This window comes from Haloarcula japonica DSM 6131 (assembly GCF_000336635.1).
Classification (GTDB): domain Archaea; phylum Halobacteriota; class Halobacteria; order Halobacteriales; family Haloarculaceae; genus Haloarcula; species Haloarcula japonica.
Genome location: NZ_AOLY01000007.1, coordinates 158,267 through 184,519 on the forward strand (window position 1 = coordinate 158,267; position 26,253 = coordinate 184,519).

At 63.8% G+C, this 26,253-nt stretch carries 28 protein-coding genes and 1 tRNA gene; 14 read left to right on the top strand and 15 right to left on the bottom strand.

Features of this window, described 5'->3' with window-relative positions:
- Positions 1 to 91 precede the first annotated feature (91 nt).
- Entirely contained in the window at positions 92 to 838 is a 747-nt protein-coding gene (locus C444_RS04060) for a class I SAM-dependent methyltransferase (RefSeq protein WP_004591107.1), read from the top strand.
- On the opposite strand, the gene C444_RS04065 is transcribed toward C444_RS04060, so the two are convergent.
- The 3 genes from C444_RS04065 to C444_RS04075 are packed head-to-tail and all read right to left on the bottom strand — an operon-like array spanning position 816 to position 2,672.
- Positions 816 to 1,400, bottom strand: a complete 585-nt coding sequence (locus C444_RS04065) for a hypothetical protein (RefSeq protein WP_004591108.1) — start codon at positions 1,398 to 1,400, stop codon at positions 816 to 818. The genes C444_RS04060 and C444_RS04065 overlap by 23 nt on opposite strands.
- Positions 1,393 to 1,824, bottom strand: a complete 432-nt coding sequence (locus tag C444_RS04070) for a CopD family protein (RefSeq protein WP_004591109.1) — start codon at positions 1,822 to 1,824, stop codon at positions 1,393 to 1,395. The genes C444_RS04065 and C444_RS04070 overlap by 8 nt, the downstream gene beginning before the upstream one ends.
- Before the next feature lie 38 nt (positions 1,825 to 1,862).
- Complete coding sequence (locus C444_RS04075) at positions 1,863 to 2,672, bottom strand: hypothetical protein (protein ID WP_004591110.1); 810 nt, start codon at positions 2,670 to 2,672, stop codon at positions 1,863 to 1,865.
- 230 nt (positions 2,673 to 2,902) lie between these two features.
- Between C444_RS04075 and C444_RS04080 the strand changes: the two genes are divergently transcribed.
- A complete protein-coding gene (locus tag C444_RS04080) occupies positions 2,903 to 3,217 on the top strand; it encodes a hypothetical protein (protein ID WP_004591111.1) in 315 nt (104 codons plus the stop codon).
- Between the two features lie 232 nt (positions 3,218 to 3,449).
- Positions 3,450 to 3,608, top strand: a complete 159-nt coding sequence (locus C444_RS22180) for a hypothetical protein (RefSeq protein WP_167320807.1) — start codon at positions 3,450 to 3,452, stop codon at positions 3,606 to 3,608.
- A gap of 30 nt (positions 3,609 to 3,638) precedes the next feature.
- On the opposite strand, the gene C444_RS04090 is transcribed toward C444_RS22180, so the two are convergent.
- A complete protein-coding gene (locus C444_RS04090) occupies positions 3,639 to 4,289 on the bottom strand; it encodes a DUF7095 family protein (protein ID WP_004591112.1) in 651 nt (216 codons plus the stop codon).
- Positions 4,290 to 4,396: 107 nt separating this feature from the next.
- The gene (locus C444_RS04095) at positions 4,397 to 5,875 is read right to left on the bottom strand and encodes a phytoene desaturase family protein (RefSeq protein WP_004591113.1); all 1,479 of its coding nucleotides are present in this window, start codon (positions 5,873 to 5,875) and stop codon (positions 4,397 to 4,399) included.
- 170 nt (positions 5,876 to 6,045) lie between these two features.
- Between C444_RS04095 and C444_RS04100 the strand changes: the two genes are divergently transcribed.
- The 3 genes from C444_RS04100 to ncsA all read left to right on the top strand — a co-directional run bounded on the left by C444_RS04100 (position 6,046) and on the right by ncsA (position 8,944).
- A complete protein-coding gene (locus tag C444_RS04100) occupies positions 6,046 to 7,071 on the top strand; it encodes a DUF2332 domain-containing protein (protein WP_004591114.1) in 1,026 nt (341 codons plus the stop codon).
- Between the two features lie 90 nt (positions 7,072 to 7,161).
- On the top strand, positions 7,162 to 7,860 hold the full coding sequence (locus C444_RS04105) for an alpha/beta hydrolase (RefSeq protein ID WP_004591115.1): 699 nt from the start codon (positions 7,162 to 7,164) through the stop codon (positions 7,858 to 7,860).
- An 88-nt stretch (positions 7,861 to 7,948) separates the two neighbouring features.
- The gene (ncsA, locus tag C444_RS04110) at positions 7,949 to 8,944 is read left to right on the top strand and encodes a tRNA 2-thiolation protein NcsA (RefSeq protein ID WP_004591116.1); all 996 of its coding nucleotides are present in this window, start codon (positions 7,949 to 7,951) and stop codon (positions 8,942 to 8,944) included.
- A gap of 80 nt (positions 8,945 to 9,024) precedes the next feature.
- Here ncsA and ftsZ read toward each other — a convergent pair whose 3' ends face one another.
- From ftsZ to C444_RS04125, 3 genes are all read right to left on the bottom strand, one after another.
- The gene (gene ftsZ / locus C444_RS04115; protein ID WP_004591117.1) at positions 9,025 to 10,263 is read right to left on the bottom strand and encodes a cell division protein FtsZ; all 1,239 of its coding nucleotides are present in this window, start codon (positions 10,261 to 10,263) and stop codon (positions 9,025 to 9,027) included.
- A 2-nt stretch (positions 10,264 to 10,265) separates the two neighbouring features.
- Entirely contained in the window at positions 10,266 to 10,442 is a 177-nt protein-coding gene (locus C444_RS04120) for a ribbon-helix-helix domain-containing protein (protein ID WP_004515010.1), read from the bottom strand.
- A 237-nt stretch (positions 10,443 to 10,679) separates the two neighbouring features.
- A complete protein-coding gene (locus C444_RS04125) occupies positions 10,680 to 11,306 on the bottom strand; it encodes a double zinc ribbon domain-containing protein (protein WP_004591118.1) in 627 nt (208 codons plus the stop codon).
- A gap of 266 nt (positions 11,307 to 11,572) precedes the next feature.
- On the opposite strand from C444_RS04125, the gene C444_RS04130 reads away from it, so the two are divergent.
- Positions 11,573 to 11,646 (top strand) — tRNA-Tyr (locus tag C444_RS04130).
- 136 nt (positions 11,647 to 11,782) lie between these two features.
- Here C444_RS04130 and C444_RS04135 read toward each other — a convergent pair.
- A complete protein-coding gene (locus C444_RS04135; RefSeq protein ID WP_004591119.1) occupies positions 11,783 to 12,964 on the bottom strand; it encodes a pyridoxal-phosphate-dependent aminotransferase family protein in 1,182 nt (393 codons plus the stop codon).
- 530 nt (positions 12,965 to 13,494) lie between these two features.
- Between C444_RS04135 and C444_RS04140 the strand changes: the two genes are divergently transcribed.
- The 3 genes from C444_RS04140 (at position 13,495) to C444_RS04150 (ending at position 16,078) form a co-directional block, all read left to right on the top strand.
- Complete coding sequence (locus tag C444_RS04140; RefSeq protein ID WP_004591120.1) at positions 13,495 to 14,484, top strand: aldo/keto reductase; 990 nt, start codon at positions 13,495 to 13,497, stop codon at positions 14,482 to 14,484.
- Between the two features lie 385 nt (positions 14,485 to 14,869).
- Positions 14,870 to 15,628 carry a YihY/virulence factor BrkB family protein gene (locus C444_RS04145; RefSeq protein WP_004591121.1) on the top strand — a complete coding sequence of 253 codons (759 nt, stop codon included), beginning with the start codon at positions 14,870 to 14,872 and terminating at the stop codon, positions 15,626 to 15,628.
- A gap of 87 nt (positions 15,629 to 15,715) precedes the next feature.
- Positions 15,716 to 16,078, top strand: a complete 363-nt coding sequence (locus C444_RS04150) for a hypothetical protein (protein ID WP_004591122.1) — start codon at positions 15,716 to 15,718, stop codon at positions 16,076 to 16,078.
- Between the two features lie 19 nt (positions 16,079 to 16,097).
- Here C444_RS04150 and C444_RS04155 read toward each other — a convergent pair whose 3' ends face one another.
- Positions 16,098 to 16,757 (bottom strand): helix-turn-helix domain-containing protein, encoded by a 660-nt coding sequence (locus C444_RS04155; RefSeq protein WP_004591123.1) that lies wholly within the window; start codon positions 16,755 to 16,757, stop codon positions 16,098 to 16,100.
- Between the two features lie 112 nt (positions 16,758 to 16,869).
- Here C444_RS04155 and C444_RS04160 point away from each other — a divergent pair, with 112 nt between their 5' ends.
- Entirely contained in the window at positions 16,870 to 17,148 is a 279-nt protein-coding gene (locus C444_RS04160) for a hypothetical protein (protein WP_004591124.1), read from the top strand.
- Between the two features lie 115 nt (positions 17,149 to 17,263).
- On the opposite strand, the gene C444_RS20990 is transcribed toward C444_RS04160, so the two are convergent.
- The gene (locus C444_RS20990) at positions 17,264 to 17,611 is read right to left on the bottom strand and encodes a four-helix bundle copper-binding protein (RefSeq protein WP_004591125.1); all 348 of its coding nucleotides are present in this window, start codon (positions 17,609 to 17,611) and stop codon (positions 17,264 to 17,266) included.
- A 543-nt stretch (positions 17,612 to 18,154) separates the two neighbouring features.
- Positions 18,155 to 18,490 (bottom strand): hypothetical protein, encoded by a 336-nt coding sequence (locus C444_RS04170; RefSeq protein WP_004591126.1) that lies wholly within the window; start codon positions 18,488 to 18,490, stop codon positions 18,155 to 18,157.
- Between the two features lie 776 nt (positions 18,491 to 19,266).
- Here C444_RS04170 and C444_RS04175 point away from each other — a divergent pair.
- Positions 19,267 to 20,406 carry an acyl-CoA dehydrogenase family protein gene (locus C444_RS04175; protein WP_004591127.1) on the top strand — a complete coding sequence of 380 codons (1,140 nt, stop codon included), beginning with the start codon at positions 19,267 to 19,269 and terminating at the stop codon, positions 20,404 to 20,406.
- 47 nt (positions 20,407 to 20,453) lie between these two features.
- Here the strand turns inward: C444_RS04175 and C444_RS04180 are convergent, their stop codons facing one another.
- Positions 20,454 to 20,897: a MaoC family dehydratase gene (locus tag C444_RS04180; protein WP_004591128.1), complete on the bottom strand. Its 444-nt coding sequence runs from the start codon at positions 20,895 to 20,897 to the stop codon at positions 20,454 to 20,456.
- A 298-nt stretch (positions 20,898 to 21,195) separates the two neighbouring features.
- Here C444_RS04180 and C444_RS04185 point away from each other — a divergent pair, with 298 nt between their 5' ends.
- Entirely contained in the window at positions 21,196 to 21,984 is a 789-nt protein-coding gene (locus C444_RS04185; RefSeq protein ID WP_394324805.1) for an SDR family NAD(P)-dependent oxidoreductase, read from the top strand.
- Between the two features lie 39 nt (positions 21,985 to 22,023).
- Here C444_RS04185 and C444_RS04190 read toward each other — a convergent pair whose 3' ends face one another.
- Entirely contained in the window at positions 22,024 to 22,719 is a 696-nt protein-coding gene (locus C444_RS04190; RefSeq protein WP_004591130.1) for an HAD family hydrolase, read from the bottom strand.
- A 167-nt stretch (positions 22,720 to 22,886) separates the two neighbouring features.
- Between C444_RS04190 and C444_RS04195 the strand changes: the two genes are divergently transcribed.
- Positions 22,887 to 24,104 carry an acyl-CoA dehydrogenase family protein gene (locus tag C444_RS04195; protein WP_004591131.1) on the top strand — a complete coding sequence of 406 codons (1,218 nt, stop codon included), beginning with the start codon at positions 22,887 to 22,889 and terminating at the stop codon, positions 24,102 to 24,104.
- A gap of 26 nt (positions 24,105 to 24,130) precedes the next feature.
- Here the strand turns inward: C444_RS04195 and C444_RS04200 are convergent, their stop codons facing one another.
- Positions 24,131 to 26,095 carry a 3-hydroxyacyl-CoA dehydrogenase/enoyl-CoA hydratase family protein gene (locus C444_RS04200; protein WP_004591132.1) on the bottom strand — a complete coding sequence of 655 codons (1,965 nt, stop codon included), beginning with the start codon at positions 26,093 to 26,095 and terminating at the stop codon, positions 24,131 to 24,133.
- Positions 26,096 to 26,253: the final 158 nt, after the last annotated feature.

The window sequence follows — 26,253 nt, forward strand, 5'->3', positions numbered from 1 at the left end:
CCCTTCGACCGCGGTACTTTTGGGGACGACTCGACTCTGAGGAACTGTGCGCAGGTTCTCCGCCGACTACCTCGAAACCACCCGCAGGGGGATGTGGGCCGACTCCCGAGCGGCGCTCACTGACCTGCAGTTGGGCGAGTGCGAGCGCGTCCTCGACGTGGGCTGTGGGACCGGTGAACTGACCCGCGTCCTCCGCGAGGAGACCGACGGAACGGTTGTCGGCCTCGACGCGGACACGGACCTGTTGGCCGCCGCTGGCGACCCGACCGTCTGCGGGGACGCGACGCGACTCCCCTTTACCGACGACAGCTTTGACCTGGTGGTGTGTCAGGCGCTGCTCATCAACCTTCCCGAGCCCGAAGTCGCGGTTCGGGAGTTCGCCCGCGTCGCCACCGACCGGGTGGCCGCCATCGAGCCGAACAACGCCGCCGTCACCGTCGAGTCGACCGTCGACGACGAACCCGTACTGGCCCGCCGCGCTCGCCGGCTGTTCCTCGATGGCGTGCGGACGGACGTGACCCTCGGTGGCGACGCCGCCGACGTGTTCCGCGACGCGGGGCTGGCCGTCGTCTCGACGACGCAGTACGACCAGGAGCAGCGCATCGAGCCGCCCTACGACGACGCGGCGATGGAGGCGGCCCAGCGGAAAGCAACCGGGTCCGGGCTGGCCCACGACCGCGAGACGATTCTCAACGGCGAGGCGACGCCCGCCGAGTACGACGCCCTCCGCGAGCGCTGGCGGTCAATGGGCCGCGATGTGATCGAGCAGATGCAAGACGAGGCCTACGAGCGCCGCGAGACAGTCCCGTTCTTCGTTACTGTCGGCGAGGTTCTGTGACCCGCTCGCTCCCGGCTTCAGGGAGCAGGTAGCCCGCAAGTCCGTAGACTGCGATGTCCAGCACGCTGGCGAGCAGGCCGACGACGCTGCCGACGACAGCGGCGACACCGGCTCCGATGAGCAGGACCAACAGCACCGCTTGGAGGCGGACCCCACCGCTCTGTATTGTCGGGACGAGCACCACCGCGAACAGTCCCAGCAGGAACGCGACGCCCGCGACACTCCCGGCAGCGGTCCCGTGGAGTGCGAGCGTGCTGACTCCGGCCGAGTCAAGCGACACCCGGCGGTGAATCCATCGGACCGCCAGAACGAACAGCGCCCAGAGGTAGCAGAAGACGGCCACGCCGACGAGGGTGTTCAACCCGGCGAGCAGGTCGGCGAGGCCGCCGCTCGCGTGGGCGGCGAGGACGCCGAGCAGGACGAACAGGGCAGTGTCGAACGTGGCGAGCGTCCAGGTCACGAGTGACACCGGTCGCGCGTCAGCCCGTTCCGCGCCGTGCGCTGGCTCGGCTCCACTCGTTCTTTCCGCCATACTTTCCCGCACACACTGGTCCTCAGCCATGTGCAAGGACCTCCGCGAGGACGACGATGCCCAGCATGACAGCTGCCGTCGCGCCGTAGGCTCGCGAAAGTGTTCTCCGCAGGGCAGGAGAGAGGTTGTCGAACCTGTTCTCGCGGTCACTGGCCCGAACGAGGAGCAGCGTGCGGATGACCGACCCTCCGATGAGGCCAACGACGCCGGCAAGCTTCGCCAGCAGGGTTTGTCCCCAGTCAGTTCCGGGACCCGGCGGCCCGAGCGCGCCAAGGTTCCCGATGCCGGTGAACACGAGCACGCCGACCCCGGCCCAAAATAGCCATTCAAACTGTCGTGCGGGCGCGAGCGTGGCGATAGCGCCATTTCGATAGCTGTACCAGAGCACGGTCGTTCCGCCGACGAGGGCCGCCATGGCGAGGACGTGGAGGGTTCGAATCGGGAGGGCTGCCATAGCTGTCGCTTCACCCGCAGGTCGCAAAGAACATGGGGTTAGCTTGACTGATCGATTGTCACCACGCCCTCGCCCGTCGCCACGTTGTACCGTGTCGACGGATCGACGGTCAGGCTGACGACGCCGCTGTCGAGGGCATCCGGGCGGTCGAACCGTGCCACCGTCGTTCGAGCGGTGTAGTCGGCAGTGTAGACGCAGGGCCGGGTGTAACAGCCGAAAGCGTGGATTCCGGTATCAGTCGTCTCGATACGTTTCAGATGGGGCAGTATCGACCCGGATCCCCAGCCGGTCTGGACGACGAGGACGGCCCGGCGCTCGAAGTCCGTCTCCGAGACGAACGCGTGAATCTCGTCCCCGTCGTCCTCCAGTCGGTCGACATCGCCGGGCCCGGTCAGCAGCGTCGCGTAGAGCTGATTGCCGTTTCCGCCGCTGTCGTCGCCGGGTGAGAACTGCAGCCCCTCGTCGCGAAACACCGTTCCCCGCGCCGGCCGTTGGTCGAACGCCAGTGACGGCTCGGCCGGCATGTTGGCACAGAGGTACAGCGGGTCGTAGTCCTCGTTTTTCTCCTCTCCTGAGCACACGGGCTCCTCGATGTCGTACGGCGGCGCATCGACTCGCTCGACACCGGCGGGGAGTCCGCTCGGCGTCTGGGTCGGCGTTCCGTTCTCGGTGTCGGTCGGTGTGCCCCGGTCAGTACCGTTTCGCGGCGTCGGGTGCGTCGGCGTCGTTGTGCCGCCGTCGCTTCCGCCCGAGCCGTCGCCGCCAGCCTCAGGAGCTAAACAGCCGCCGAGGACGGTCGCCGCGAGGCCGCCGACCAGCCCCAGTATCTCGCGTCTCGTTCGGTTCATACGAGACGGTCCAACCGGCGCGGATGTATCCCTTCTGTACGCTCAAAACCGCGTTGTAGCAGTAGTTGCCAATACGGTTTCTTAATTCAGTGATAGCTGTGAAACGCCCGTTCAGTACAGATGCGAACTAACCACCCACTTGTTGTCAGCACGGCCCGGTTCTACGAAAGGACAGACCGATGATAGCGTGTTCCCAAACAGTTTTCGAACGGGGGGTTGTACGATTTCGTATGGCTACGTCGGAATCACGTGCCCCCGCCGATGTTCCGAATCTCTACGACGGACTCGCGGTGATTGTCGCGCTCTCCATCCTCGCGTGGGCGTTCCTGTACGCCATACAGCCAATCTTCGGCCTGCTCCTGACAGTCGCCTTCGGCTCAGCGTACGCGGCTGGCCGTATCGACGACCTCGAACACGCCGTTGTCGTTGCAGGCCTCTGGGGCCTCGTCCTCGTGGCATTCTGGGTTATCGGGACGTACCTCGGCGTTGGTGCCGCCGCCATCCTTGCCGTTATCGTGTACGGTCGCTGGCACGGCGTGTGGTAAACCCGTATCGGACTCATAATCGATTCACCACCCGTCAGTGAACAATCTCTCCGTACCGTTTCGTTCGTATCAATTTCAGGGACTCATCTGAATAAAGAAACCGCGCTAGCAACTACTGGTAGTTGTCATGGGCTGTGTTCACGCCCGATGCCCCACCCGACACGATGTCGCACGCCGATAGACCCTTGCGGGACAAGCGGCTACGAACAAACGTCCCGATTCGCGTCTCCCCATGATACCACCGCTCGTCCGTCGCTGTCCGGAGTGCCGCCACGTGACTTGGAGCCGGCGGTTCACCGCGGTCGACGACGGCAAGAGCGGGTCGCGACTCGTCGAATGTCCCGCCTGTGGACATCAGTACCCGACGGTTGACGTGCCCTGGCTACAGTAAGTCGGCTTGTCAAAGTCAGTGCAGTAACCCCTACACCACGTCGCCACGAACTGTCGCACCCTCCTGCTGTGCCCGGTACTCTTTGACTGCGTCGGCGGCGTCACCGGCCTCCGTCTCGTCCATCCCGAGCATCGACAGCGACTGGGTCAGCGTCGGGAAGACGAACTCGTTGTCCCGGAGCTTCTGGAACGCGTCGGGCGACCGTTCGCCGTCGAGCCACAGGCAGGCCCCGCGGGGGTCAAGAATCTGCTCGTAGTCGTTTCGCATCTTCGCGCCCTTGAGCCGCTGGGTGACGTTGTCCTCGAAGGAGGCGTTACACACTTCCAGATGGACCGGCTCGTCGTCGTTCAGGAGGTGGGCGGCGAGGCACTTCTCGGGAGCGGCGTGTCCGTTGGCGTTCGCGCGGATGTACTCGGGATGCTCGTCGGCCCACGCGGCGCGGACGGTCTTGCCGACGCCATCGACGCCGTGACTGCGCTGGAACTCCTCGGCACGCTCCGGCGCGTCCTTGAACAGAATATCCTTCGTGACGTACACGTCCAGTCGCTCGACCGGGTCCAGTCCGAGCGCCACGTCGCCGTACACCCACACCTCCCGGACCGGGACTGGCATCGTCTCGTCCTCGACTGTGGCGACGATTTCTTCGACCCGCTCGACTGCCTCCGGACGGTCCAGACTCATTGCCTGCTCTACTGCTTGCGCGGCCTAAACGCTGACTCTCCGTGCCGATCACGTCGCGTGTCACCCATGCCGTGCCGGAGTTGCCCATCTATGCCCCGCTGTGGCGGTCAGTTCCGCACGTGGTCGGCAGCGATTTCACTCCCTTTGACACAGGCGACGGTGCCAAGGCCCGGCCATGTGGTGTCCCCAGCGAGATAGAACCCCTCGACGCCCACGTCCTGTGGAACGGCTCCCTGGTTCGCGTTTGCCGGCGTCTGCCTGTATCCCCCGACAGCCCCGCGGGGTCTGTTCGTGAACTGCTCGTAAGTAACCGGCGTCGCCATCTCGGAGACGACTGGGTCGGTCCCGAGGTCGGGATAGACGGTCCGGCCGCCTGCAAGTAGTCGCTCGCGGGCGGCTGCCTTCTCCTCCTCGTAGGTCGCCTTGTCAAGGCCTTGCCATGGCCCGACTGCACAGTGTGTGGACAGCATGACTGCCCGGTGGCCTGCCGGTGCGCTCACGTCGTCGCCCGGCGCGGAGACGGAGACGAACATGTTGTTCCCGTTGCCGAGCGGTTCGTCGTAGGCCCGCAGAATCTGGTGGTGTGTCCGCTCGCGACCGTCGACCTCGGCCGACGGGACGCCGAGAAATAGCACGAGCGCGCTCCCCTCGTGGGCTTGCAGCATCGAGCAGTATTCGTCGAGTCTGTCGCCGACGACCGTCGGGGCGAGGCTTCTGGTAACGGGAACTGGGACGGTGCTGACGACCTGATCTGCGTGAATCGGGCCAGCCGCCGAGTCGATACGGAAGTCGCCGCCGGTTCCGGTTACCGACCTGACAGTGCGGCCCGTCTCGATCCGCCCGCCGATGTCCGTGTACTGATCGACGAAAGACTCCCAGAATCCGTACATCCCGCCGGTTGCTCGGCCCAGCCCTGTCCGACGGATCGTCATCCCGAGAACCGCGTTCAACAGCGGGGCGTCGTCGAGCGCGGCATGGACCGTATCCTCGACGAGCATCGAGACGACTGCTCGGAGCGGGCGGTCGTCGTCCACGCCGTGGGCGCACATCGCGTCGGCCATCGTCCAGCGGAGATATCTGACCAGCGGAAGGTCCCGAAAGCCGACCGCAGTGGCGTTCCGAACGAGGTCGCCGACGCTCTGTATCGGCATCCTGACGTCTGTTCTGGTGAGTCGCCAGAGCCGCGCCGAGAGGTCGTCGATGAAGTCGTAGAACTCCAGATGTCGCCTGTCGTCGCCGAGTTTCCTGCGCCGCTCGGCGTCCCAGTCGGCCTGATCGCGGTACAGCGTCACTGTTCGGTCCGGCAGCCAGACGTCGTAGGCGTCCTGTATGGCCATTGCTGGGGGATCGAAGCCGACAGCCGACAACAGCTGGCCGCCGACACCCTCTGGGACGAAATCCACGAGTGTCGTCGCACCGACATCGAACCGGAACCCCGCTCGTTCGTAGTAGCCCGCACAGCCACCGACGCTGTGGTGCTGTTCGAGGACGACCGTCGAGTAACCGTCCGCCTGCAATCGCGCGGCCGTGCTCATCCCGGCGACACCACCCCCGATGACGGCCACGTCTGCGGACTCAGTTCCCATGGCTCCTCACCTGTGAGAGTATCCCGCACTCAATCGTCGTGGTGAGGACTCTGACCCGTCCGTAGTCATTTTTCTGATACAAACGCATTACTCTGTCTACATGTGTGGCGGTGAAAATAGTACCTACCGGCAGCCAAACACTCAACTGTCAGTGCAGTGTCCCCGCTGATATGTCTGACTGCCGAGCACAGTTCCGGGACCTGGCTGAATGGGCCGACGACTCCTCCCCACTGTACGCCCATCTCTGCCGCGAGGCGGCTGAAGACAGCGATATCCTCGATATCGCCGCAACCGTTCCCGAAGGCCGCCAGGCCCCACACCTCCTGCTTGCCGCGGTCCACTATCTGCTTGCCCGAAATCCTAACCATCGGCTGGCCGAGTACTACCCAAGCATCACCCAGACGGCGCACGACCCCGACGACAAGTGCTTCCCAGCCTTCCACGAGTTCTGTCTCGACCACGCCGACGACATCAAGCCGCTCCTGCGGACTAGGCGCACGCAGACGAACGCGGTGCGGCGCAGTGCGGTCCTCTACCCGGCCATCGCACAGGTGGCCCGCGCCGCCGACGGGCCGCTCGCGCTGGTGGAACTCGGGCCGAGCGCCGGCTTGAACCTGCTGTTCGACCGCTACCGCTACGACTACGACGGGCGCATAGTGGGTAACCGCGACTCGCCGATTACCATCGAGAGCAGCGTCCGACATGGCGACCCGCCGCTCCCGGAGACGCCGCCCGCTATCCGCTCCCGGGTCGGTCTCGACCGCAATCCTCTCGACGTGACCGACGAGGCCGACAGGGACTGGCTCCGCGCACTCGTCTGGCCCGAACACGAGGCGCGGCGCGCCGTGTTAGACGGTGCGCTGACGGTCGCACAGAACGACCCACCTGCGCTTATCGCGGGCGATATGCTCGATGATCTGCCGGCGGTACTCGACGAAATTCCGTCCGATGTCCCGGTCTGTGTCGTCAACACGCTCGTACTGTATCAGGTGCCAGCGGACCTGGCCGAGACGCTGACGACAGTGCTCGAAGACCGGATGGCCGAGCGGCCGCTGCACTGGCTCACCGGCCGGCCGGAACTCTCCGGCGGCGAGTCAGTGGGGCTGGACTGGAAACGCCAGACCGACGATGGCATCGAGACCACCCACCTCATCGACTACGAGCCACACGGTCTGTGGCTGTCGTGGCGGCCCTGAGTACACAAACTGATTACCTACGTCGGCAACACTACGGGCGGCTGTTGGGCGTTCAGCCGGGCTTATGTCGCCGCCGCGGGAACGTCGCGTATGCAGATTCGCGTGTACAACGAGGGGGCTGCCAGAGACTGTCTCTTCGTTCTCGGCTGGGGTAACCGGTGTCGACACCGGAACGTTCAGTGGCTCATCGATACACTTGCCACGGCGTACCGCGTCCACGCCGTCGAGCTGCCGACACACATCACCGACTACCGGCGGGAGTGGGTCGGTCCGGTTCAGGAGTACGCTGCCGACCTCGGTGAGTTCGACCTGCTCGGGCACAGCGCGGGCGGACTGACAGCGGCCCACCTCGACGCCGCCGGTATCGGCAACCGAGTGTACCTGAGCCCCTGGTGGGACAGTGACTTTCCGGTTCCGGGGCCGGTACTCGACGCTATCGCATCGCTTCCGAGTACCAGACCGTTCATCCCTATCGATACGCTGGACGCCGACGCTATCGGCGACCTGTCGACGGCCCAGCAGCTCGCGGACGCCCCGTCATCGGTTTCCCCGGCGTTCCTCCGGACGGTGCTACGGGCACAGCGGTCGCTGCCGCCGGCCCGGGACACCGCCGCGGCGTTTTGCTCACTCACGGACACCGTTGTCGACCCGCGTGCCGTCGGGGAGCGCTTGCCGGCCGACCGTATCCGGCTGTACGACGGCGGCCACGAACTGTTTTCCTCGAGTGGTCGTGAAGACACCGCTGAGACAGTCATCGACACACTACGGCACGGCCCCGATGCGCTGTGAGGTGTGGCTGTGACCGATTCGGTGCGATCTGTCCTGTCGGACCCGAGACGAAACCCTCTCACCATTGCGGCCACGACTACTCGTCACGATGGAGTGCGACAAATGCGGCGAGAACGCGGTGTTACACGCGGCCTATTCCGGGCTTCACCTCTGTGAGTCTCATCTCTGCCGAGCGGTCACGAAACGGGTTCGCCGTCGCATCCGCGAGGACGGTCTCGTGTCCGACGACGCCACGGTCGAGGACCCCGAGACGTGGGTCATCGGTCTCTCGGGCGGCAAGGACAGCGTCGTCCTCACGCAGATTCTGCACGATACGTTCGCCGAGGACCCCCGAATCGAACTGGTCGCGCTCTCTATCCACGAGGGCATCGAGGGCTACCGCGACGCGAGCCTGGAGGCCTGCGAGGAACTGACCGACGATCTGGGCATCGAACACGTCACCGTCTCCTACGCCGACGAGTTCGGCGTCCAGATGGACGACGTGGTCGAGGACGACCCCGAAGGGATGGCCGCCTGTGCCTATTGTGGCGTGTTCCGCCGGGACCTCCTCTCGAAGTACGCCGAGGAACTCGACGCGGATAAACTGTTGACCGGTCACAACCTCGACGACGAGGCTGAGACAGCGCTGATGAACTTCCTCGAAGGCGACATCTCACAGATCGCCAAGCACTTCGAGGCCTCACTGGGTCCGTTCGATTCATCTGCCGACGCGCCCACGGAGCAGACGCGCGAGGCGCAGGACCACCACATCCCACGGGCGAAGCCGCTCCGTGACATCCCGGAGAAGGAGGTCGCGCTGTACGCCCGCTTCCAGGATCTCCCGGCGCACATCACCGAGTGCCCCCACGCCGAGGAGGCCTACCGCGGCGAGATACAGGAGCTCATGCTCGGACTGGAAGAGAACCACCCCGGCACACGACACTCAATTATGGCCGGCTACGAGAAGCTCGCGGCGCTGGCCGCCGACACCTACGGCGGCGAGAACGGCGACACCGACTACGGTGAGTGCGACAACTGCGGCTCGCCGACCGCGCGGGACCTCTGCCGGAAGTGCAATCTGTTGGACGCGCTGGAAGCGGTCTAACCGAAGTCTCGTTTTCAGATATTGCTGCGTAACAGCGTCGCTTGCGGCCGTAGAAACCGAAAGAAGAATCGCAGACGTCGCTACTTGTTCGTCCGGATGACGTCGAGTCCGTTGTTCTTCTCGCGCTGGTCCTGCCCGCCGTCGGTCTCGCTGTAGCCGGTGGTTCGACCGCCGCTGTTCTGACTCCCGCTGTTCGGGGCGGGGCTGTCGAAGCTTTCGACGTTGTCGGACGCGTCGAAGGACGTGTCGTCGCCGACTTCCTGAATCGCCTCGCGGGACTTGTTGGCCTGCTTCTGGGTCGTCGGACCGAGCACCTGCGCGGACTGGACGCCGGTCATGATCGCCATGACCCGCACCTTGCCCTTGTACTCTTCCTGAATCCGCGCGCCCCAGATGACGTTGGCGTCGGCCTCGAGCCGCTCGGTGATGTTCTGTGCGATGCCCTCGGCCTCCTTCAGCGTGAGGTCGGGGCCGCCGGTGATGTGGACCAGACCACCGCTCGCGCCGCGGTAGTCCACGTCAAGCAGCGGATGGTTCATCGCGTCTTTGACGACCTCCTCGGTCTTGTTCTTGTCCTGGGTCTCGCCGACCAGCATCACCGCGACGCCGCCCTGGTTCATGATCGATGTCATGTCGGCGTAGTCGAGGTTGATGAGGCTCGGCTGGGTGATGGTCTCGGAGATGCCCTTGACGGTCTCGGCGATGATCTGGTCCATCACGGAGAACGCCTTGCCAATAGGCAGGTTCGGGACGTAATCGAGCAGGCGGTTGTTGTCCAGCACGATGATGGAGTCCGCTTCGTTGCGGAGCTTCTCCAGGCCTTCCTCGGCCTTGACCGTCCGCGCTCGCTCGACGTTGAACGGCGTCGACACCATGCCGACGACGATTGCGCCCTGCTCCTTGGCGATCTTCGAGACGACGGGGGCGGCACCCGTCCCGGTGCCGCCACCCATACCAGCGGTGACGAACACGAGGTCAGCGTCGCCCAGCACTTCCTTGATAGTCCCCTGTGCCATCTCCGTGGCGCGCTCGCCCATCGACGGGTCACCGCCGGCCCCGAGGCCGTTGGTGAGGGACTTGCCGACCAGAATCTTCGTGTCGGCTTCGATCATCTTGAGGTGCTGTTTGTCCGTGTTGATGGCCACGGTGTCAGCGCCCTCGACGCCGATGTTGTACAGGCGGTTGACCGTATTGTTGCCCGCGCCACCACAGCCGACGATGACGATGCGCGGGTCTCCGAACCCGTCGACGTCTTCGTCGGACATCTTCTTCTGTTCTTGCTCGTCGCGTTCGAGGGCCTCGTTGACGATATCCTGCATCGTTACACCTTGGCCCAGGACCGCTTCTTTTCGGAGGCTTGCTCGGAGCCTTCCTCGGCGAGCATCTCCCGCACCGCCGAGCGAATCGCTTCGCTCCGATTGGGGTACTCGCCCGTCTCGACCATCTGTTCGACCTCTTCAATCTGCTGCTTCGGAATCCGTAGTGTCACACGCTCCATGTTTGGTAGTTTCCCCTTGGGTAAGACGGCCCGGACGGGGTCCGTTTACGCCCCGCACGAGTGTTTACACAGCGAAACCGCAGTACGAGGGCGGCATCCCCTCGAGTTCGCCGCTGTGTAAGACGACCGTCTTACGCAGAATAAACCACTGACCCTGATGTATTAAAACTTACGGGCAGTGTCATACACTTTCCCGTTTACGGCGCCTGGGGGCGTGTATCGCGTGTAAACGCCAACTTAGGTCTGATCAAGCACATCCGCCGCAGGTGTTCGTCTCCCACAACCCGGGCAGAATCCCCAGTCCGACCGGAGCTCATCGCCGCAGTCACAGAACACCCGGCGGGATGCCTTCTCACCGCAGTTCGGGCAGTAAACGTGGTCAGAACCCAAGTTTTCACCACATTGTGCGCACGTCTTACGTTCCTCCGTCTCGGCTCTGTCCCGTGTTTCCGTCTCTGTCTTACGCCCGCTCGTATCAGACGTTTGACTTTCGCCGTGGGACCGTCCGCCCTCAGTACTCGTACCTCGGTCAGCGGTGCGCCGTCGTTCGGTTTCGGCGTCCGCTGCCCCTGCGCTTACGCCGTCTAACGAGATGTTTACGTTGACATCCTGCGGTTGCGAGGGTGGGCGTTGCGTCTGCAGTCGGTCGGCGATGATGCTGTCGACGCGTTCTTCGATGAGTTCGTCGATCGTCTCGGCGTCGGTCACTGACTCTGACGACGACGACGATGGTTCCGACGCTGACGGTGACGTGTCCCCGAGATACTCCCGGAGTGCTTCACGCATGACCTCGCTCTTCGAGGCGTCGAACGCCTCGAGTTGGTCGATGAGGTCATCATCAGCACGGAACGTTATCTTACTCATCGGGCTCGATGAAGGTATTATACAGGCTGGTATTTTAATCTTCCCGCGCTGTCTGACGCCCGTCAGCTACCGGCATGACGTGATACATCTCTGCTCGGTCGAACACCGTTCAGAGACCGTTCCGATCCGACTCTCGGAAATCGGAACGCGGGGTCAGACGTGTCTGACACCAGCTGGTGTGTCACTCCGCGTCGTGTGACCGTTCGGCGAACCCTCCGCGAATAACAACCCTTAAGTCCGGACGGCGGGGTATTTTCGGGTGTCGACCGCCCTTAGCTCAGACTGGTAGAGCAGTCGACTGTAGATCGACTTGTCCCCCGTTCAAATCGGGGAGGGCGGACTTGGTTTTCAGTTGGTCTCGAGTGAATGTGAACAGAATTTGGTCCACCGTGTGACCTCGGACAGCGGAGCTCCGTGAGACAATCCTGTTCCAGCAGATTCGTGAAATAAAACTCCTGAGTCGACTCAGTATAGCGTCAGAATCGCTCGCTCATCGCTGCCAGCCCGGCGTCTACGTCCACGGCTGCACCCTGCTCACCGAGCGCGTTGCCCAGCGCCGCGAGCAGGTAGCTGACGTTCTGCCGGCGGGCCGAATGGCCCATACAGCCGATGCGCCAGATATCGCCTTCTAGCGCGCCCAGTCCGCTGGCGATTTCGAGGTCGTACTCGTCCAGTAGGTGCTGGATGACTGCACTGTCATCGACGCCGTCGGGCACACGGACCGTGTTCAGGCTCGGGAGCCAGCAGTCGTCGGGGGCGTTCATCTCCAGTCCCATGCCCTCGACGCCGGCTTTCAGCGCGCCAGCGACGCGCAGGTGGCGGTCCCAGCGCTCTTCGATGCCTTCCTCGGCGACGAGTCGCAGCGCCTCACGGAGCGCGTAGACGTTCGTGATCGGGGCCGTGTGGTGATAGGCGCGTTCGTCGCCCCAGTACCCCTCCAGCAGCGAGATGTCCAGATACCACGAGCAGGCCTCGGACTCGCGGGAGAGGACTTTGTCCATCGCGTCGTCGTTGAGTGTGAGCGGGCTCGCGCCCGGCGGACAGGAGAGGCATTTCTGTGGGCCGGAGTAGGCCACGTCGATGCCCCACTCGTCGACGCGGAGTTCGACGCCGCCGAGCGAGGTCACGCTGTCTGCGATGACCAGTGCGTCGTTCGCGTGGGCAATGTCAGTGAGCTCGGGCACCGACGGCTGGAGGACGCCGGTGCTGGTCTCGGCGTGGACGAACCCGAACACGTCCGGGCTGTGTTCGTCGAAGGCGTCTTCGACAGCCGCCGGGTCGAGCGGCTGGCCCCAGGGGGCGTCGACAGTGACAACCTCGCCGCCCGCGCGCTCGGCCATGCTTGCCATCCGGCCACCGAAGTAGCCGTTCGTTGGGACAAGCATCGTATCGCCCGGTTCGACGACGTTTCCGATGGCCGCCTCCATCGCCGCGGATCCGGTCCCAGAGACCGGAATCGTCCACTTGTTGTCCGTCCGGAACGTGTACCGGAGGAGGTCCTGAACCTCGTCCATAATTTCGATGAACGAAGGGTCGAGATGGCCGACCAGCGGCGTACTCATGGCCTTGAGCACGCGCGGATGTACGTCGCTCGGACCGGGTCCCATCAGCGTCCGGTCCGGTGGTGACAGCTCTCCGACAGCAGGTACCTCATCCATATCGTCTGTTACCCGGTGACTGGGCATTAAAATCCGCGGTCACGACTCTCTGGTCAGGCCGGGGTTGGCTTCACAACTTCGCCGGGACGACACTTCTCCCGTTCGAAAAACCACCGTTTAAAGACGCTTTTGTGTTGCCAGTCGCCGGTGGACACCACCCTCTCCCATAATCGTAACCGCAAGACGGTGCCGATATGAGGCGCGTGAACGATCTACCCTGTTTTTATCATCGTACTGCGAAGGTAGCGTGTGGTCGTCGATGGGATTGTTCGATACCGCTGCGTCCCCTGGGGAGGAACCGAGACGCCGGTACACCTGTCTGGTGTGCCAGGCGTCGTTCGACGTTCAGTACCACTCGTGTCCGGACTGCGGTGCGTACGACATCCGCCGGACGAAGTGGCTCACGTAGCCCCCGGCGTCCACGCTGGCACGTCCACCGGACTGCCTGCTATCGGGCTACACTGCCCTTTTTGTTGAGGGTGTTGCCGCGTACCACAGCCACCAAGTGACCGCCGACGGTACGGCTGTACGTGAACCGACGACAGTTAGGTACGACGGGGTATGACGTGACAGATGTCGGACTGGGAACCTGGAACATCGGCGGTGACTGGGGCGACGTCTCCGAGGAGGAGGGTCGCGAGACAATCCGGACTGCGCTCGATGCGGGCATCGACTTCATCGACACCGCCGACGTGTACGGCGACGGCTTCAGCGAGCAGCGCATCGCCGAAGTGCTCGACGAACGCGAGGTCCGTGACGAGGTGACCGTCGCGACGAAGGCCGGCCGCCGGCTCGACCCCCACACGGCCGAGCGCTACAACTACGACAACCTCTCGGAACACGTCGACCGCTCGCGGGAGTACCTCGGGGCCGACACGCTCGAACTCCTGCAACTGCACTGTCCGCCGACGGACGCCTACTACCAGCCGGAGACGTTCGACGCGCTGGCGCGGCTGCGAGACGAGGGGAAAGTCGCTCACTGCGGCGTCAGCGTCGAACGCGTCGAGGAGGCGCTGAAAGCCATCGAGTACCCGGAGGTAGAGACAGTCCAGATAATCTTCAACATGTTCCGCCAGCGGCCCGCGGAGCGGTTCTTCGAGGAGGCCAAGCGCCGCGACGTCGGCGTCATCGTCCGCGTCCCGCTGGCCTCCGGGCTCCTGACCGGCAAGCTCTCCCGGGACATGGAGTTCCCCGAGAACGACCACCGGAACTTCAACATCGAGGGCGAGGCCTTCGACCGCGGCGAGACCTTCGCCGGCCTCCCGGTCGATGCCGGCTTCGACGCTGTCGAGGAACTCCACGGGCATGTCCCCGAGCGGATGACGATGGCACAGATGGCGCTGCGCTGGATCCTGGATCACGACGCGGTGTCGACTGTCATCCCCGGCTCGACGAACCCGGACCACGTTCAGGCGAACGCAGCGGTCAGCGAGATGGCCCCGCTCTCGAATCAGGTCCACGGCGCGGTGCGTGACATCTACGAGGAGTACGTTTTCGACGACGTCCACCATCGCTGGTAGTCGCCGCTCCGCTAACCTTCCAGTCTGCAGACACTTTTCACAGCAGTAGAGAACGACTGAAGCAGTGACGTCAATCACAGAAATCAATCGGGGACACCGCCAGCGTACACGAATTCATATATCGTATCTGATTATTCTGGTCGGTGAAAACATATGAATGCAGACAGTTATTGCCTGTTGTCGTATCAGAATACGGGAAAGAGTCAGACAGCTATCGGACTCTGTGTCCCACACCGGAACTGCCCATCGGTCCTCGGCGGACGCCGGGTCCCGTGCCTGCTATCGCAGGCGGGCGTTCTATTCCCGTGGCTCGCGACCTACGTACTGTGAGTCCCACACAGCTATCGGTCACAGTCCACATCACCGGAACGCACCACCGACACGGATGAGTGGTATCGCAACCGGCCGCGAGATCGTCCGGACGGTCCGCGCCGAGAACGTTCCGTTCATGGCGGCCAGTATCGCCTACTACGCGATTGCCTCTATCGTACCGCTGCTCGCGCTCGCTCTCGCCGTGCTCTCCACGGTCGGAGGGACTGCGACGCTGCTGAATCTGCTTCAGTCGGTCCTCGCCGAGAACGGACAGGCGATTCTGACGGAACTGCTCGAGAACACGCGCGGCCACGGTGCTACCGGAACCCTGAGCCTGTTGTTCGTGGTCTGGAGCGGCAGCAAGGTGTTCCGCGGTCTCACCATCGCCTTTACCGAGGTGTACGGCGAGGTCACCGAGATCTCGCTGCCGGCCCAGTTCGCCCGCAGCGCGGTCGTGATGGGAGTGCTCTTCGGGGCTGTCGTCCTGCTGTCGGCCACCAGCGTCGCGCTCACGTACGTTCAGCTTCAGATCCCCTATCCGACGCTCGTCGGCAACCTCGCCGCGTTTGTCGCGGTCGCGGTCGCGTTCGTCCCGATATACTACGTTCTGCCGCCGGTCGAGACCTCACTCACCCACGTCGTGCCGGGCACGCTGGTAGCCGCGGTGGGCTGGATCACCATCCAGATCGGGTTCTTCTACTACGCGGGCGCTGCCAGTCGGTACGCGGCCTACGGCTACCTCGGGGCACTGCTCCTGTTCGTTACGGCCCTGTACTTGGCCGCCATCGTGTTGCTGGTCGGTGTCGTCGTCAACGCGACGCTGGACTGGTAGCGCCGGTGCTCTCCCCCGACACACGCCGAGTCTTGCACTAGCAGGCAGTAGCTACCTGCTGGTCCCACCACTCTCTCCAGTCGTCACATGAGTGATTCACCGTCACTGCGGCCCCGGGTCGCCGGGCGTCTGCAGTCCGGCGCTGAGGCGGCGATCAAACGACCGGTCAAAGAGGCTGTCCGGGAGGCGATCTCGGACAGGGCGCAGAACGGGGACGCAAACGACAACCCCGAGACGGACGCGTCCGCGCCTGCGTCGCGACGCATCGAAGTGGACCCCGCGGACATCGGCGACGCTGACGAGTCGGCGTCGGCCTCGGACACCACACAGACGAGGGCGCGCTCGCGGATCCGGAACCGGCTCCGATCCCGCCGAACGCTGACGCTCGGGCTGGTCGCGCTCGGTGCCTACCTCGCCCGTCGCCGCCGGTCGTCGACGGGGAACGAGTAACGCCGACGGCGACGGCCCCTCAGTCGAAGCCGTCGAAGTCCACGAACAGCACGTCCTCGACGAGGGCATCGGTGGCGCGTCTGACCCGCTCTGAGGCCGCCTGGTGTGTGATGCCAAGCTCGTCGGCGAGCTCCGCCAGGCTCACCTCGCGGGGCACCTCGAAGTAGCCCCGTTCGGACGCCTCGGCGAGGATCTCGTACTGGGCGGACGTGAGCCCGTAGCGGCCCGCCGGGTCCTCGTCGAGTTCCCGTATCGACGACACCTCGAACGAGAGGTTGTGCTCCGCACAGAAGTCGTGGGTCCGGGAGAACAGCGACCGGCGCGGATACAGCACACGGAGTTTCCAGACGGTCCCCTGACCCACCGCATCGAGGATCGTCGCCTCCGAGTTGGTGAGCATCTGTACGATGAGGTCGACGTGGTCGACCCACTCCATCCGGAACAGCCACTCGTCCTCAAAGTCGCCCAGCAGTTCGACGTTGTCGACGGTCGGGTCCGCTTCGAGCGTCTGCTCGATGTCCTCGCGCTGACTCCCGCGGACCCACAGCATCGGCATGAGTGCGTCATCACCGCTCGTGACGATCCGCTCGATTTCGAACTGCAGCTCCGGTAACTGTTCCAGCGAGTGATTGAGCGCCAGGTCGCTGGCGGGCACTGTCCCGGAGACGATGGTGGGCATGGATACCCGATCTGGGAGCGGCGTGTTGGTATGTCTTTTCGTTGACCTATCAGGCTTCGAAGTAACTCGGCTGTCTCCCGCTCCGACGGCTGCGTGTGCAAGCACGTCGGTGATGCCCGTCCCGCCGGTAGCGACGACTGCAATGTCTACGATCCAACTGACCGACGACGACGTCGGCAAGACAGTCGTCACGAGCACCGGCGACGAGGTCGGTATCGTCAGCGGATACAGATACGGCACCGCATACGTCGACCCGGACCCCGGGCTGAAAACGACGGTCATGACGACGCTCGGCTGGGACGACATCGACGACGACGACGGCTACCCGCTCCAGGCCGACACCGTCGACACGATCACCGAGGACCAGATCCGTCTCAGTTCGGGCGTGTAAGTGACCTGCGGCCAGAGTCGGGGGTACCGTACTGCAACTGCCTTCTCGCGTCCGGTACTGAACAGCGAGGCGGAGGCGGACGTCGCGCCGCCCGTCCGCAGTCGTTGACCCGCCGTTACTTGACCATCGATTCGCAGGCCTCGGCACACTCCGAGAGGACCTCCGCGCAGGCACGGCAGTGGTCATGATCGTGCTGCCGACACTCCTCGGCGCACTGCCGACAGACCGTCGCACAGAGTCCGGCCAGGGCCTCTCGGTGGGCGGACCCCCGCGCGAGGAGCTTGCAGTGGAGGGAGGCGACGTCAGTCACATCACGGCAGTGGCGGACACACTCGGTCATGCCGTCGAGTCCCGCACACTCGTCGGCACACCACTCGCACACTTCGACTGCGTGCCGACACAGCTCTAGGCACTCGCGTTCGCGCTCGCTCAGATGCGCTGCGTCGGTGAGGGGTTGTGACATTGCGGGTTCTGCTACCGCCTGTTCATCCACGAGCCTGTAGCTTGCATGCGAAAGTCGGCCCGTCAGCTTCGGGAAATTTGCTCTCACAGCCCGTCTCGGACTGCCCTCGCGCTTCGACGGTCCGGTTCGGGACCTGCAGCTATCGGACGTATCGAGGACCAATGCCGGGTGAGCAAACCCGGCGTAAAACCGTCCCGCACAGGGGAGCAGGGGACGGTGGGCGTCGGGAGAGTACGAGCACGCAGCGTGCTCGCATACGGTCCTCCGTGCTATCCGATATTTGTTATACAGCTCTTTACCCGGCGACAGTCGACAGCCTAGTCAGCAGGTGAGGGCTAGCAAACGTCGTTCGCACCGGACAGAGGGGCGACGCCGTTGACCGTCACTCCCGCGGTTCGGCGGCTGTTCCGGCAGTTACCTGTCGGTCGGTACTATCCCTTTGTCCGCACTAGCCAGCCGCTACTGCACGGGGACGCATCTGGATCCGTACGTGAGCTACTGCGCTCTCTTCACTCGAACGACCTCGGCCCGCGGGAGGGGACCTTACTCCTCAGTGGTGAGTTTCGGACCGGGTTTCCAGGTGTTGCCTTCGAGGACAACGAGGTCGTAGCGTTCGAGTACTTGGAGCGTATCGACGACCGCCTGGGCGTCGAAGGAGACGGCCATATCCTCGGGCAGTTGCTGGGCGATTGCGCTGCGTGTCCCGCCGTCCATCCGGACCACGGTGTCCAGCAACTGCTCGAGGTCGTCGAGCAGCGAGACGAGCGACGTTGACCCCTCGTCCTCTGTCGCCAGTTTCGACATGACTTCGTCGTAATTTCCCGATATCTCCATCGATACGGACACAGTTTCGTCTTCGAGGTCTTCTTCGTCTCCCATGGGACCAGATATGTGCACACTTATAGAAATATGTTTCTATATTCCGGACAACGTGTGTATCTTTCGCGTGTTTCTCCGCAAAACCGCTATCGCTGTATGTTTCCATATTGGGGAATACGGTGGTGGAAATACAGCCTTCAATATTTTATCATCTCATAATGGGGGTAGAATCAGATATATACAGACATAACTACCAAAACCGAAAATAAAGTAGCCGAACTTCAACATGCAAATCTGAATGTAATACCGTTTATGGATTTCTGCAACTATCTATCCTGTGTCGCCAGCTGTCGCTCTTCGTGTGGTTGTTTCAATAAACAGAACGATACCGATAGCTTCGCTGTAGGGCGACCGGACGCGCGGAATTTAGCCCGACACTACAGGGCCCAGTTCAACTGGATACCGGCTTAGCGGCCCAGTATAGACGTCCAATCGGGCTGACAGTCGCTCGTACTGCCGACTACTGGATAACAAAAGTACGGCTATTATCCTTCCTGGTCCAAGTCTCATGAAATCGAACGGACAGGCCGTGAGAGTCCGACTGTGGTGGACTCCGGCAATCATTCCAATATACGGAACTCAGCGCCCAGACAGTTCCAGTCAGAGACGACAGCCCCTGGGAGAGTGACGGTCGCAACAGTGGTTATCTGTGTAGCAGACTTGTGTCATCTGCGACTGTTATCGAGTCGGTCAGCGGTCCGATTCCAGTTCACAGGAAACACCCGTATGATGGCGCACGGCCAAATCTATATTTGGGTGGCTGTCACACAATGTGTATGGCGTTTAGCTTAACGGCCGAGCAGACGGCAGTCCGAGAAGCGGTGCGTGAATTCGGCGAGAACGAGATCGAGCCCCTCGGAGCGGAATGTGACAGGGAGAAACGCTACCCAGCGGAACTGATGGAGCAGGCGGCACAGTACGACCTCATCGCCCCGGAAATCCCCGAGAAGTACGGCGGTGCGGGGATGGACAGCCTCACGGGCGTCGTCGTCACCGAGGAACTGTGGCGTGCCGACCCGGGCATCGGGAGCGCCATCGGCTCCCGTGGCTTCGGGTCAAGCATGATTCAGAAGTACGGTGACGAGTGGATGAAAGAGAAGTGGCTGCCGAAGATCACCAGTGGCGAGTCGGCGTGTGCCAGCGCCATCAGCGAACCCGCCCACGGCTCGAACGTGGCCGGCATCGAGACCTATGCCGAACGCGACGGCGACGGCTGGGTACTCAACGGGCAAAAGATGTGGATTACGAACGGGACCGTCGCCGACGTGATGGTCGTGATGGCCAAGACTGATCCCGACGCCGGCCACGAGGGCATCAGCGCGTTCCTCGTACCGACAGACACCGACGGCTTGCAGGCCGAGAAAATCGACAACAAACTCGGTATCCGCGCGTCGGACCTCGCCGAAGTAATTATCGACGACGTTCGCGTGCCCGAGGAGAACCTCGTCGGGGAGGCGGGCGCTGGCTTCTACCAGTTGATGGACTTCTTCGCGAGCGGGCGGGCGAACGTGGCTGCACAGGCCGTCGGCACTGCACAGGCCGCTATCGACGACTCGATCCAGTACGCGAACGAACGCGAGCAGTTCGGCCAGCCGATCAGCGAATTTCAGGCCATCGAACACAAGATCGCGGAGATGGCCACCAACGTCGAGGCCGCGCGGTCGCTTACGTATCGCGCCGCCAGCGCTATCGATTCGGGCGACCTCGATGTGGCGACAAAGCTGGCCAGCATGGCGAAGTTGTTCGCCAGCGAACACGCCGTCGACGTGGCCGACGAGGCGATTCAGGTCCACGGCGGTGCGGGCTACGTCACCGACCACAACGTCGAGCGGTACTACCGCGACGCCCGCATCACCAAGATCTATGAGGGGACCAGCGAGATCCAGAAGAACATCATCGCCGACCGCGTGCTGTGAGGCCGCGACGGACGGACTGCCGGCGCTGCCGCTGATCCGACAGGTGCCTACCGTCGGAGCGTCAGGAACTCGGCCGAGAAGACAGCTTCGTCGGCCTGATTCAGCGCGGTGACTTCGGTCCGGACGACGCCCGTCGCAACTGGATGGTCCCGCCGTTCCGTGTCGACAATCTCAGCCTCGACGTGAATGGTATCTCCCAAGAACACCGGCTTGATGAACCGAAGCCGGTCGATGCCGTAGAACGCGACCATGTGCCGCTTTTCGGCCTCGTCGCGGGCCTGCCATAGGAGGCCAGTGACGACCGAAAACACCAGCGCGCCGTGGGCGATACGCTCGCCATACCCCGAGTCGGCCATCCGCTCGGCATTCGTGTGGAGATGATTGAAATCCCCGCTGACACCCGCGAAGTTGACCACGTCGGCCTCGGTGATGGTCCGTCCCGAGGTGGTGAAGCTATCGCCAACGTCGACTGCGTCGAACTCGCCGGTCATCTTACCGGCCCTCGCAAGCGGCCGTGGAACGGCGCTTCGGTTGCTGGTCAAGTCGGCACTGCCGCGTTCGTACCCGCCGGTCCCGGGACTGCGGTCCGCTACTGTTGATGGACATACACGTCGGAACCGTGTCCCGCACCGGTGTTAATCCTACCGGGGCTCGCCGATCACCCGCGACACCACTACAGGGAGACACAGCGCCGACAGGCTGTTCTGACTGTTCAACTATATTCAACGGAACCCGGCAGAGAGCGTTCAGGACGTAGCTTTATTGGGGATGCCCGAGATGTCCGATGCGATGGCAAAACCACACACGGAGCGGTTTCGCCTGGAGAATCAGCGGGCGATTATCACGGGTGCATCGAGCGGCATCGGCCGGGGAATCGCGGAGGAGTTCGCGGCCGACGGGGCCGACGTGGTTGTCTGTTCGCGCGAGCAGGACAACGTCGGACCGGTGGCCGACGAAATCAACGACAGCGACCGGCCCGGTGACGCGGTCGCTATCGAATGCGACGTGACAGACCGCGAGGCCGTCGAGGCGCTGGTGGAAGCGACCGTCGATGAGTTCGGCGGGCTGGACGTGCTCGTGAACAACGCCGGCGCGAGCTTCATGTCCGAGTTCGACGATATCAGCGAGAACGGCTGGAAAACCATCGTCGACATCAACCTCCACGGGACCTACCACTGTACGCAGGCGGCCGGAGACGCGCTGGCCGCGGACGGCGGCGGGACGGTCATCAATCTCTCCAGCGTCGCCGGGGAACAGGGCGCACCGTATATGAGCCACTACGGGGCCGCAAAAGCCGGCGTCAGCAATCTCACGTCGACGCTATCGGCGGAGTGGGCTGACCGCGACATCCGCATCAACTGTATCGCGCCGGGCTTCGTCGCCACGCCGGGCGTCGAGTCGCAAATGGGCGTCAGTGCCGACAATATCGACCGCAAGGCTGTCGAGCGCCGCATCGGCCTCTCGGAGGAGATTGCCGATATCGCGCTGTTCCTCGCCAGTCCGGCATCGTCATACATCGTCGGCCAGACGATCACCGCCGCTGGCGTCCCACGGCTCGAAGAGACGCCCGATATTTGAACGCAGAGAGTCCCAGCAACGACGGTCGGTGCCGCGGCCTCACTCTGCGACGCCGAGCCAGTCCGGTAACTCTCGGAGATCGTCGAGAGCCACATCCACGGCGGGTCCGTCCTCGGCCCCGTAGGCAACCGTCCACAGCCCGGCCCGTGTCCCGCCGTCCATATCGTGTTCGTAGCGGTCACCGATCATCACGGCCTGTCCCGGTTCGACCCCGGCTTTTCCGAGCGCTGTCTCGAACATCGCCGGGTCCGGTTTGGTCCGACCGACGGCCTCCGACGCGGTGTACGAATCCATTGCCTCCCAGACGCCGAAGGTCCGCAACAGTTGCTCGCCCTCGCCGGCGTCCACATCGCTGATGACGCCCTGATGGAGCGGCGCGTCTGCCAGTTCCTCGATGGCCGCGACGGCGTCGGGGTTGGGTTCGACCTGTTCGGTACGGATTTCTCGGAACAGTGCTTCCCACTCAGTCTCCTCGGGGCTGACTGTCAGAATCTCATCGACTGCCCGCCGGTAGCCCTCGCGGGCTGGCCGGAAGGCTGTCCCCTCACGCTCGCTGAAGTACGTTCCGAGGATGTCCCGCCATCGTTCGAGGGCCGCGTCGGAATCCGCAGCCGCCGGGTACTCCGCACACAGGCGTTCGACAAACTCGCGGTGGGCCGCCCGGACGGACTCCATCCGGAGGATGACGCCGCCGATGTCCCAGAAGACGGCCTCGACGTCTGGACTCTCGCTCACGGCAGCGGCTTGGACTGGCCCGGGTATGAAACTACCGCCGACGCTCTGAGTCCGTGGGTGCATCGTGATGGGCGTCCCAGGGCACAGCTCTGAAAAATAAACGACCGACCACTCGTTCGCTGTGCTCTAACACTTATCATGACGACGTGCGAGGACGAGAATGTGCCATGATATCGTTCACCGATTCCGAGGCCGCGACTGCACTTGCCGAGCGTGCCCGAGCGTTGATGGACGAGGTCGTCATCCCGCGGGAGCGAGAACTCGCGGGCGGGACGGCTATCTCCGACGCAACAGTTCGCGACCTCCGCGCTGCCGCACGGGAGTACGATGTGTACGCCCCACAAATTCCCGAGGAACACGGCGGGATGGGCTACAATTTCCGGGACGTGTTGCCGACGTTCGAGGAAGCGGGCCGAAGCCTCCTTGGCCCCATTGCGATGCGCGTCGACGCGCCCGATGAGGGCAATATGCATCTGCTGGAGATGCAAGGGACGGAACTCCAGAAATCGGAGTACCTCGACCCGCTTGTCGAGGGCGAGCTTCAGTCGGGCTTTGCGATGACCGAACCGATGCAGGGCGCGGGCTCCGACCCGAAGATGATACGCACCACGGCGCAGAAGGACGGCGACGAGTGGGTCATCGACGGTCACAAGTGGTGGACAACCGGCGGTGTTGACGCCGACATTCTGCTCGTCTTCGCTCGAACGAACGAGGACGTACACCCGTATGAGGGGTGTTCAGTGTTCATCGTCCCGGCCGACGCCGACGGCGTAGACATCGTTCGGAACGTCCCGCACATGGGAAGTCAGGGCGACCCGAAGGGCCACGCCGAAATCGAGTTCAACGGCGTTCGCGTCCCCGAGGAGCACCTGCTGGGCGAGGAAGGCAACGGCTTCCAGCACGTCCAGCAACGGCTCGGCCCGGCGCGGCTCACCCACTGCATGCGTTTCTCGGGGATGGCCGAGCGGGCGCTGTCCATCGCTAAGGCCTACACCACCGAACGGCAGGCCTTCGGCGACTCCGTGGCGGATAAACAGCACGTCCGCTTTGAAATCGCCGAACAGGAGACACAGATTCAGGCCGCGCGGGCGCTGGTCCGGGCCGCTGCGGACGCCATCGCCGCCGGCAAGGAAGCCCGCGTCGAGGTGTCGATGAGCAAAGTGTTCGCCGCCCGGGCGACGCAGGACGCCATCGACACTGCAGTCCAGTTCTGTGGCGGCAACGGCATCGGCCGGGACCTCCCGCTGGCGGACTTCTACGAACTGGTCAGGACGTTCCGAATCGTTGACGGGGCTGATGAGGTCCACCTGCGGACTATCGCTCGGGAGGCCTTCGAGGACGTGGACAGCGAGGAACTGGAGCCGGTGCGTCGCTACCGCGAGTAGGACGGGGCCGTCAGCGGCAACGGTCGCTACTCTCCTTCGAATTCCGGTTCCCGGTCGGCCGCAAAGGCCGCCGTCCCTTCCGCTACGTCGTCGGTCGTCAGCAGGAGCGCAAATGCCTGGCTCTCCATTTCGAGGCCAGCGTCGAGGCTCTCGTCGGCTCCTTCGTTCATTACACGCTTGGCCTTCCGCAGGGCAATCGGCGGCCCGGAAACGAGGTCTGCGACGAACTCTTCGACCACGCCATCGAACTCGTCGGCGTCGACGGCCCGGTTGATGAGTCCCCAGTCGGCCGCCCGCTCGGCGGAGATGTGCTCGCCGCGGAACACGAGTTCCTTCGCCCGGGCGTCAGTCAGCATCCGAATCGCGCGCTGTGTCCCACCGCCGCCGGGGAGCAGGCCGAGCGTGATTTCGGGGAAGCCGAATTCCGAGTCGGTCGTCGCCAGTCGGAGGTCACAGGCAAGGGCGAGTTCCAGCCCCGCGCCGAGACAGTAGCCGTCGATGCGCGCCAGCGTCGGCCGGGGGTACTCGGCGACAGTCGTGAACACTTCTGTCGGCTCCGACGTCTGTGCGGGGTCGCGGTCCGCGAAGCCGGAGATGTCGGCCCCGGCGGAGAAGGCGCGGTCGCCGGCCCCTTCGAACACGACGGCCCGGACTTTGTCCTCGTCAAGCGACGAAAGCAGATCGACGACCTCGTCCGCGAGGGTTTCGCTGATAGCGTTCATCCGCGACGGGCGGTCGAGTTCCACTGCCAGCAGGCCATCGTCGTCGAGTTCCCAGTTGATGGTGTGGTAGTCACCCGGGCCGTCGCCGGTGTCGTACTCGTGGAAACCCCGTCCTGCTTCCGTGCCGGTGTGGCCGGCTTCCACGAGTTCGACGAGGTAATCCGCCGGCTCGTAGCGGTCGTCGCCGTGTTCGTCGTGGAGCTTCCGGAGCTTTTCGAGGATGGTGTTGAGGCCGATGTCGTCGGCCCGGCGGCAGGTCCCCTCAGGGAAGCCCGCCCCGAGTCGCATCCCCGTATCGATGGCCTCTGCCGTCGCTACGTCGTCGCCGACGAGCTTTGCGGCCTCGTTCGCCATCACCGCTTCGACGCGGAGATGGTCGAACCCCTCGGCATCCTCCGGGACGTACTCCGGGCCGTCACCGTCCTCGTAGTCGTAGTACCCCTTGCGGGTCTTGCGGCCGAGGTTTTCGTTTTCGACTTTCTCCGCCATGATGGGCGGCACCGGTCTCCCGGCCTCCATCCGGACGTGGTAGCCGATGTCGATGCCGGTCAGGTCGCCGAGTTCGAACGGCCCCATCGGGTAGCCTCGCTCGTGGACCATCGCGGCGTCGGCCTGCCGGATGGTTGCCTCGTCCGCAGAAACCATCCAGGCCGGCTCGCTCATGAACGGCCCGAGGACGGAGTTGACGACGAACCCACGCACGTCCTTGCGGACGTAAATCGGCGTCTTGCCGAGAGATTCGATGAACTCGTAGCCGCGCTGGGCCGTCTCGTCGGTCGTTGCTTCGCCGTAGATGACCTCGACGAGGTCCATCTTCACCGGCGGATTGAAGAAGTGCAGGCCCAGTACCGAGTCCGGCCGCTCTGTCGCTGCGGCGATCTCCGTGATAGACAGCGAGGAGCTGTTCGTCGCTAGCAGCGCCCCATCGGGCGCTGCGGCGTCGACGGACTCGAAGATGTCCTGTTTCACCGAGAGTTGTTCCGGGCCGGCTTCGATGACTAGATCCGCGTCGCTGACTGCCGCTTCCAGATCGGTCGTCGTCGCGACCCGCGCCGCCACGTCGTCGGGGTCCTCGTCGAGTCGCCCCTTCTCGGCGAGCTTTTCGAGCGACCACTCGATTTCCTCGTAGCCGTCTTCGACGATGTCCGCCTCGATGTCACGCAGCACGACGTCGTAGCCGGCGATTGCCGTGACCTCGGCGATGCCGTGGCCCATCGTTCCCGCACCGAGCACTGCAACTGTCGCTATCTCTGCCTGCTCTGCTGGCATACGCGTAGTGTCTGCTGCAACACATATCAATCATCCCCCTAGATCCATTTTGTTTCCTGGTACGACGACGATTATTCCCAGCCAGAAAGTCCCGGCGGGCTGTGTATGGGGTTGATGCCATCTCCCGGGACTTCGACACGCAAATCGGCTCTTATATC

Coding starts and splice junctions, on each gene's coding strand:
- C444_RS04060 (WP_004591107.1), top strand. CDS start 92: ATGTGGGCCGACTCCCGAGCGGCGCTCACTGACCTGCAGTTGGGCGAG.
- C444_RS04065 (WP_004591108.1), bottom strand. CDS start 1,400: ATGGCTGAGGACCAGTGTGTGCGGGAAAGTATGGCGGAAAGAACGAGT.
- C444_RS04070 (WP_004591109.1), bottom strand. CDS start 1,824: ATGGCAGCCCTCCCGATTCGAACCCTCCACGTCCTCGCCATGGCGGCC.
- C444_RS04075 (WP_004591110.1), bottom strand. CDS start 2,672: ATGAACCGAACGAGACGCGAGATACTGGGGCTGGTCGGCGGCCTCGCG.
- C444_RS04080 (WP_004591111.1), top strand. CDS start 2,903: ATGGCTACGTCGGAATCACGTGCCCCCGCCGATGTTCCGAATCTCTAC.
- C444_RS22180 (WP_167320807.1), top strand. CDS start 3,450: ATGATACCACCGCTCGTCCGTCGCTGTCCGGAGTGCCGCCACGTGACT.
- C444_RS04090 (WP_004591112.1), bottom strand. CDS start 4,289: ATGAGTCTGGACCGTCCGGAGGCAGTCGAGCGGGTCGAAGAAATCGTC.
- C444_RS04095 (WP_004591113.1), bottom strand. CDS start 5,875: ATGGGAACTGAGTCCGCAGACGTGGCCGTCATCGGGGGTGGTGTCGCC.
- C444_RS04100 (WP_004591114.1), top strand. CDS start 6,046: ATGTCTGACTGCCGAGCACAGTTCCGGGACCTGGCTGAATGGGCCGAC.
- C444_RS04105 (WP_004591115.1), top strand. CDS start 7,162: ATGCAGATTCGCGTGTACAACGAGGGGGCTGCCAGAGACTGTCTCTTC.
- ncsA (WP_004591116.1), top strand. CDS start 7,949: ATGGAGTGCGACAAATGCGGCGAGAACGCGGTGTTACACGCGGCCTAT.
- ftsZ (WP_004591117.1), bottom strand. CDS start 10,263: ATGCAGGATATCGTCAACGAGGCCCTCGAACGCGACGAGCAAGAACAG.
- C444_RS04120 (WP_004515010.1), bottom strand. CDS start 10,442: ATGGAGCGTGTGACACTACGGATTCCGAAGCAGCAGATTGAAGAGGTC.
- C444_RS04125 (WP_004591118.1), bottom strand. CDS start 11,306: ATGAGTAAGATAACGTTCCGTGCTGATGATGACCTCATCGACCAACTC.
- C444_RS04135 (WP_004591119.1), bottom strand. CDS start 12,964: ATGGATGAGGTACCTGCTGTCGGAGAGCTGTCACCACCGGACCGGACG.
- C444_RS04145 (WP_004591121.1), top strand. CDS start 14,870: ATGAGTGGTATCGCAACCGGCCGCGAGATCGTCCGGACGGTCCGCGCC.
- C444_RS04150 (WP_004591122.1), top strand. CDS start 15,716: ATGAGTGATTCACCGTCACTGCGGCCCCGGGTCGCCGGGCGTCTGCAG.
- C444_RS04155 (WP_004591123.1), bottom strand. CDS start 16,757: ATGCCCACCATCGTCTCCGGGACAGTGCCCGCCAGCGACCTGGCGCTC.
- C444_RS04160 (WP_004591124.1), top strand. CDS start 16,870: ATGCCCGTCCCGCCGGTAGCGACGACTGCAATGTCTACGATCCAACTG.
- C444_RS20990 (WP_004591125.1), bottom strand. CDS start 17,611: ATGTCACAACCCCTCACCGACGCAGCGCATCTGAGCGAGCGCGAACGC.
- C444_RS04170 (WP_004591126.1), bottom strand. CDS start 18,490: ATGGGAGACGAAGAAGACCTCGAAGACGAAACTGTGTCCGTATCGATG.
- C444_RS04175 (WP_004591127.1), top strand. CDS start 19,267: ATGGCGTTTAGCTTAACGGCCGAGCAGACGGCAGTCCGAGAAGCGGTG.
- C444_RS04180 (WP_004591128.1), bottom strand. CDS start 20,897: ATGACCGGCGAGTTCGACGCAGTCGACGTTGGCGATAGCTTCACCACC.
- C444_RS04185 (WP_394324805.1), top strand. CDS start 21,196: ATGGCAAAACCACACACGGAGCGGTTTCGCCTGGAGAATCAGCGGGCG.
- C444_RS04195 (WP_004591131.1), top strand. CDS start 22,887: ATGATATCGTTCACCGATTCCGAGGCCGCGACTGCACTTGCCGAGCGT.
- C444_RS04200 (WP_004591132.1), bottom strand. CDS start 26,095: ATGCCAGCAGAGCAGGCAGAGATAGCGACAGTTGCAGTGCTCGGTGCG.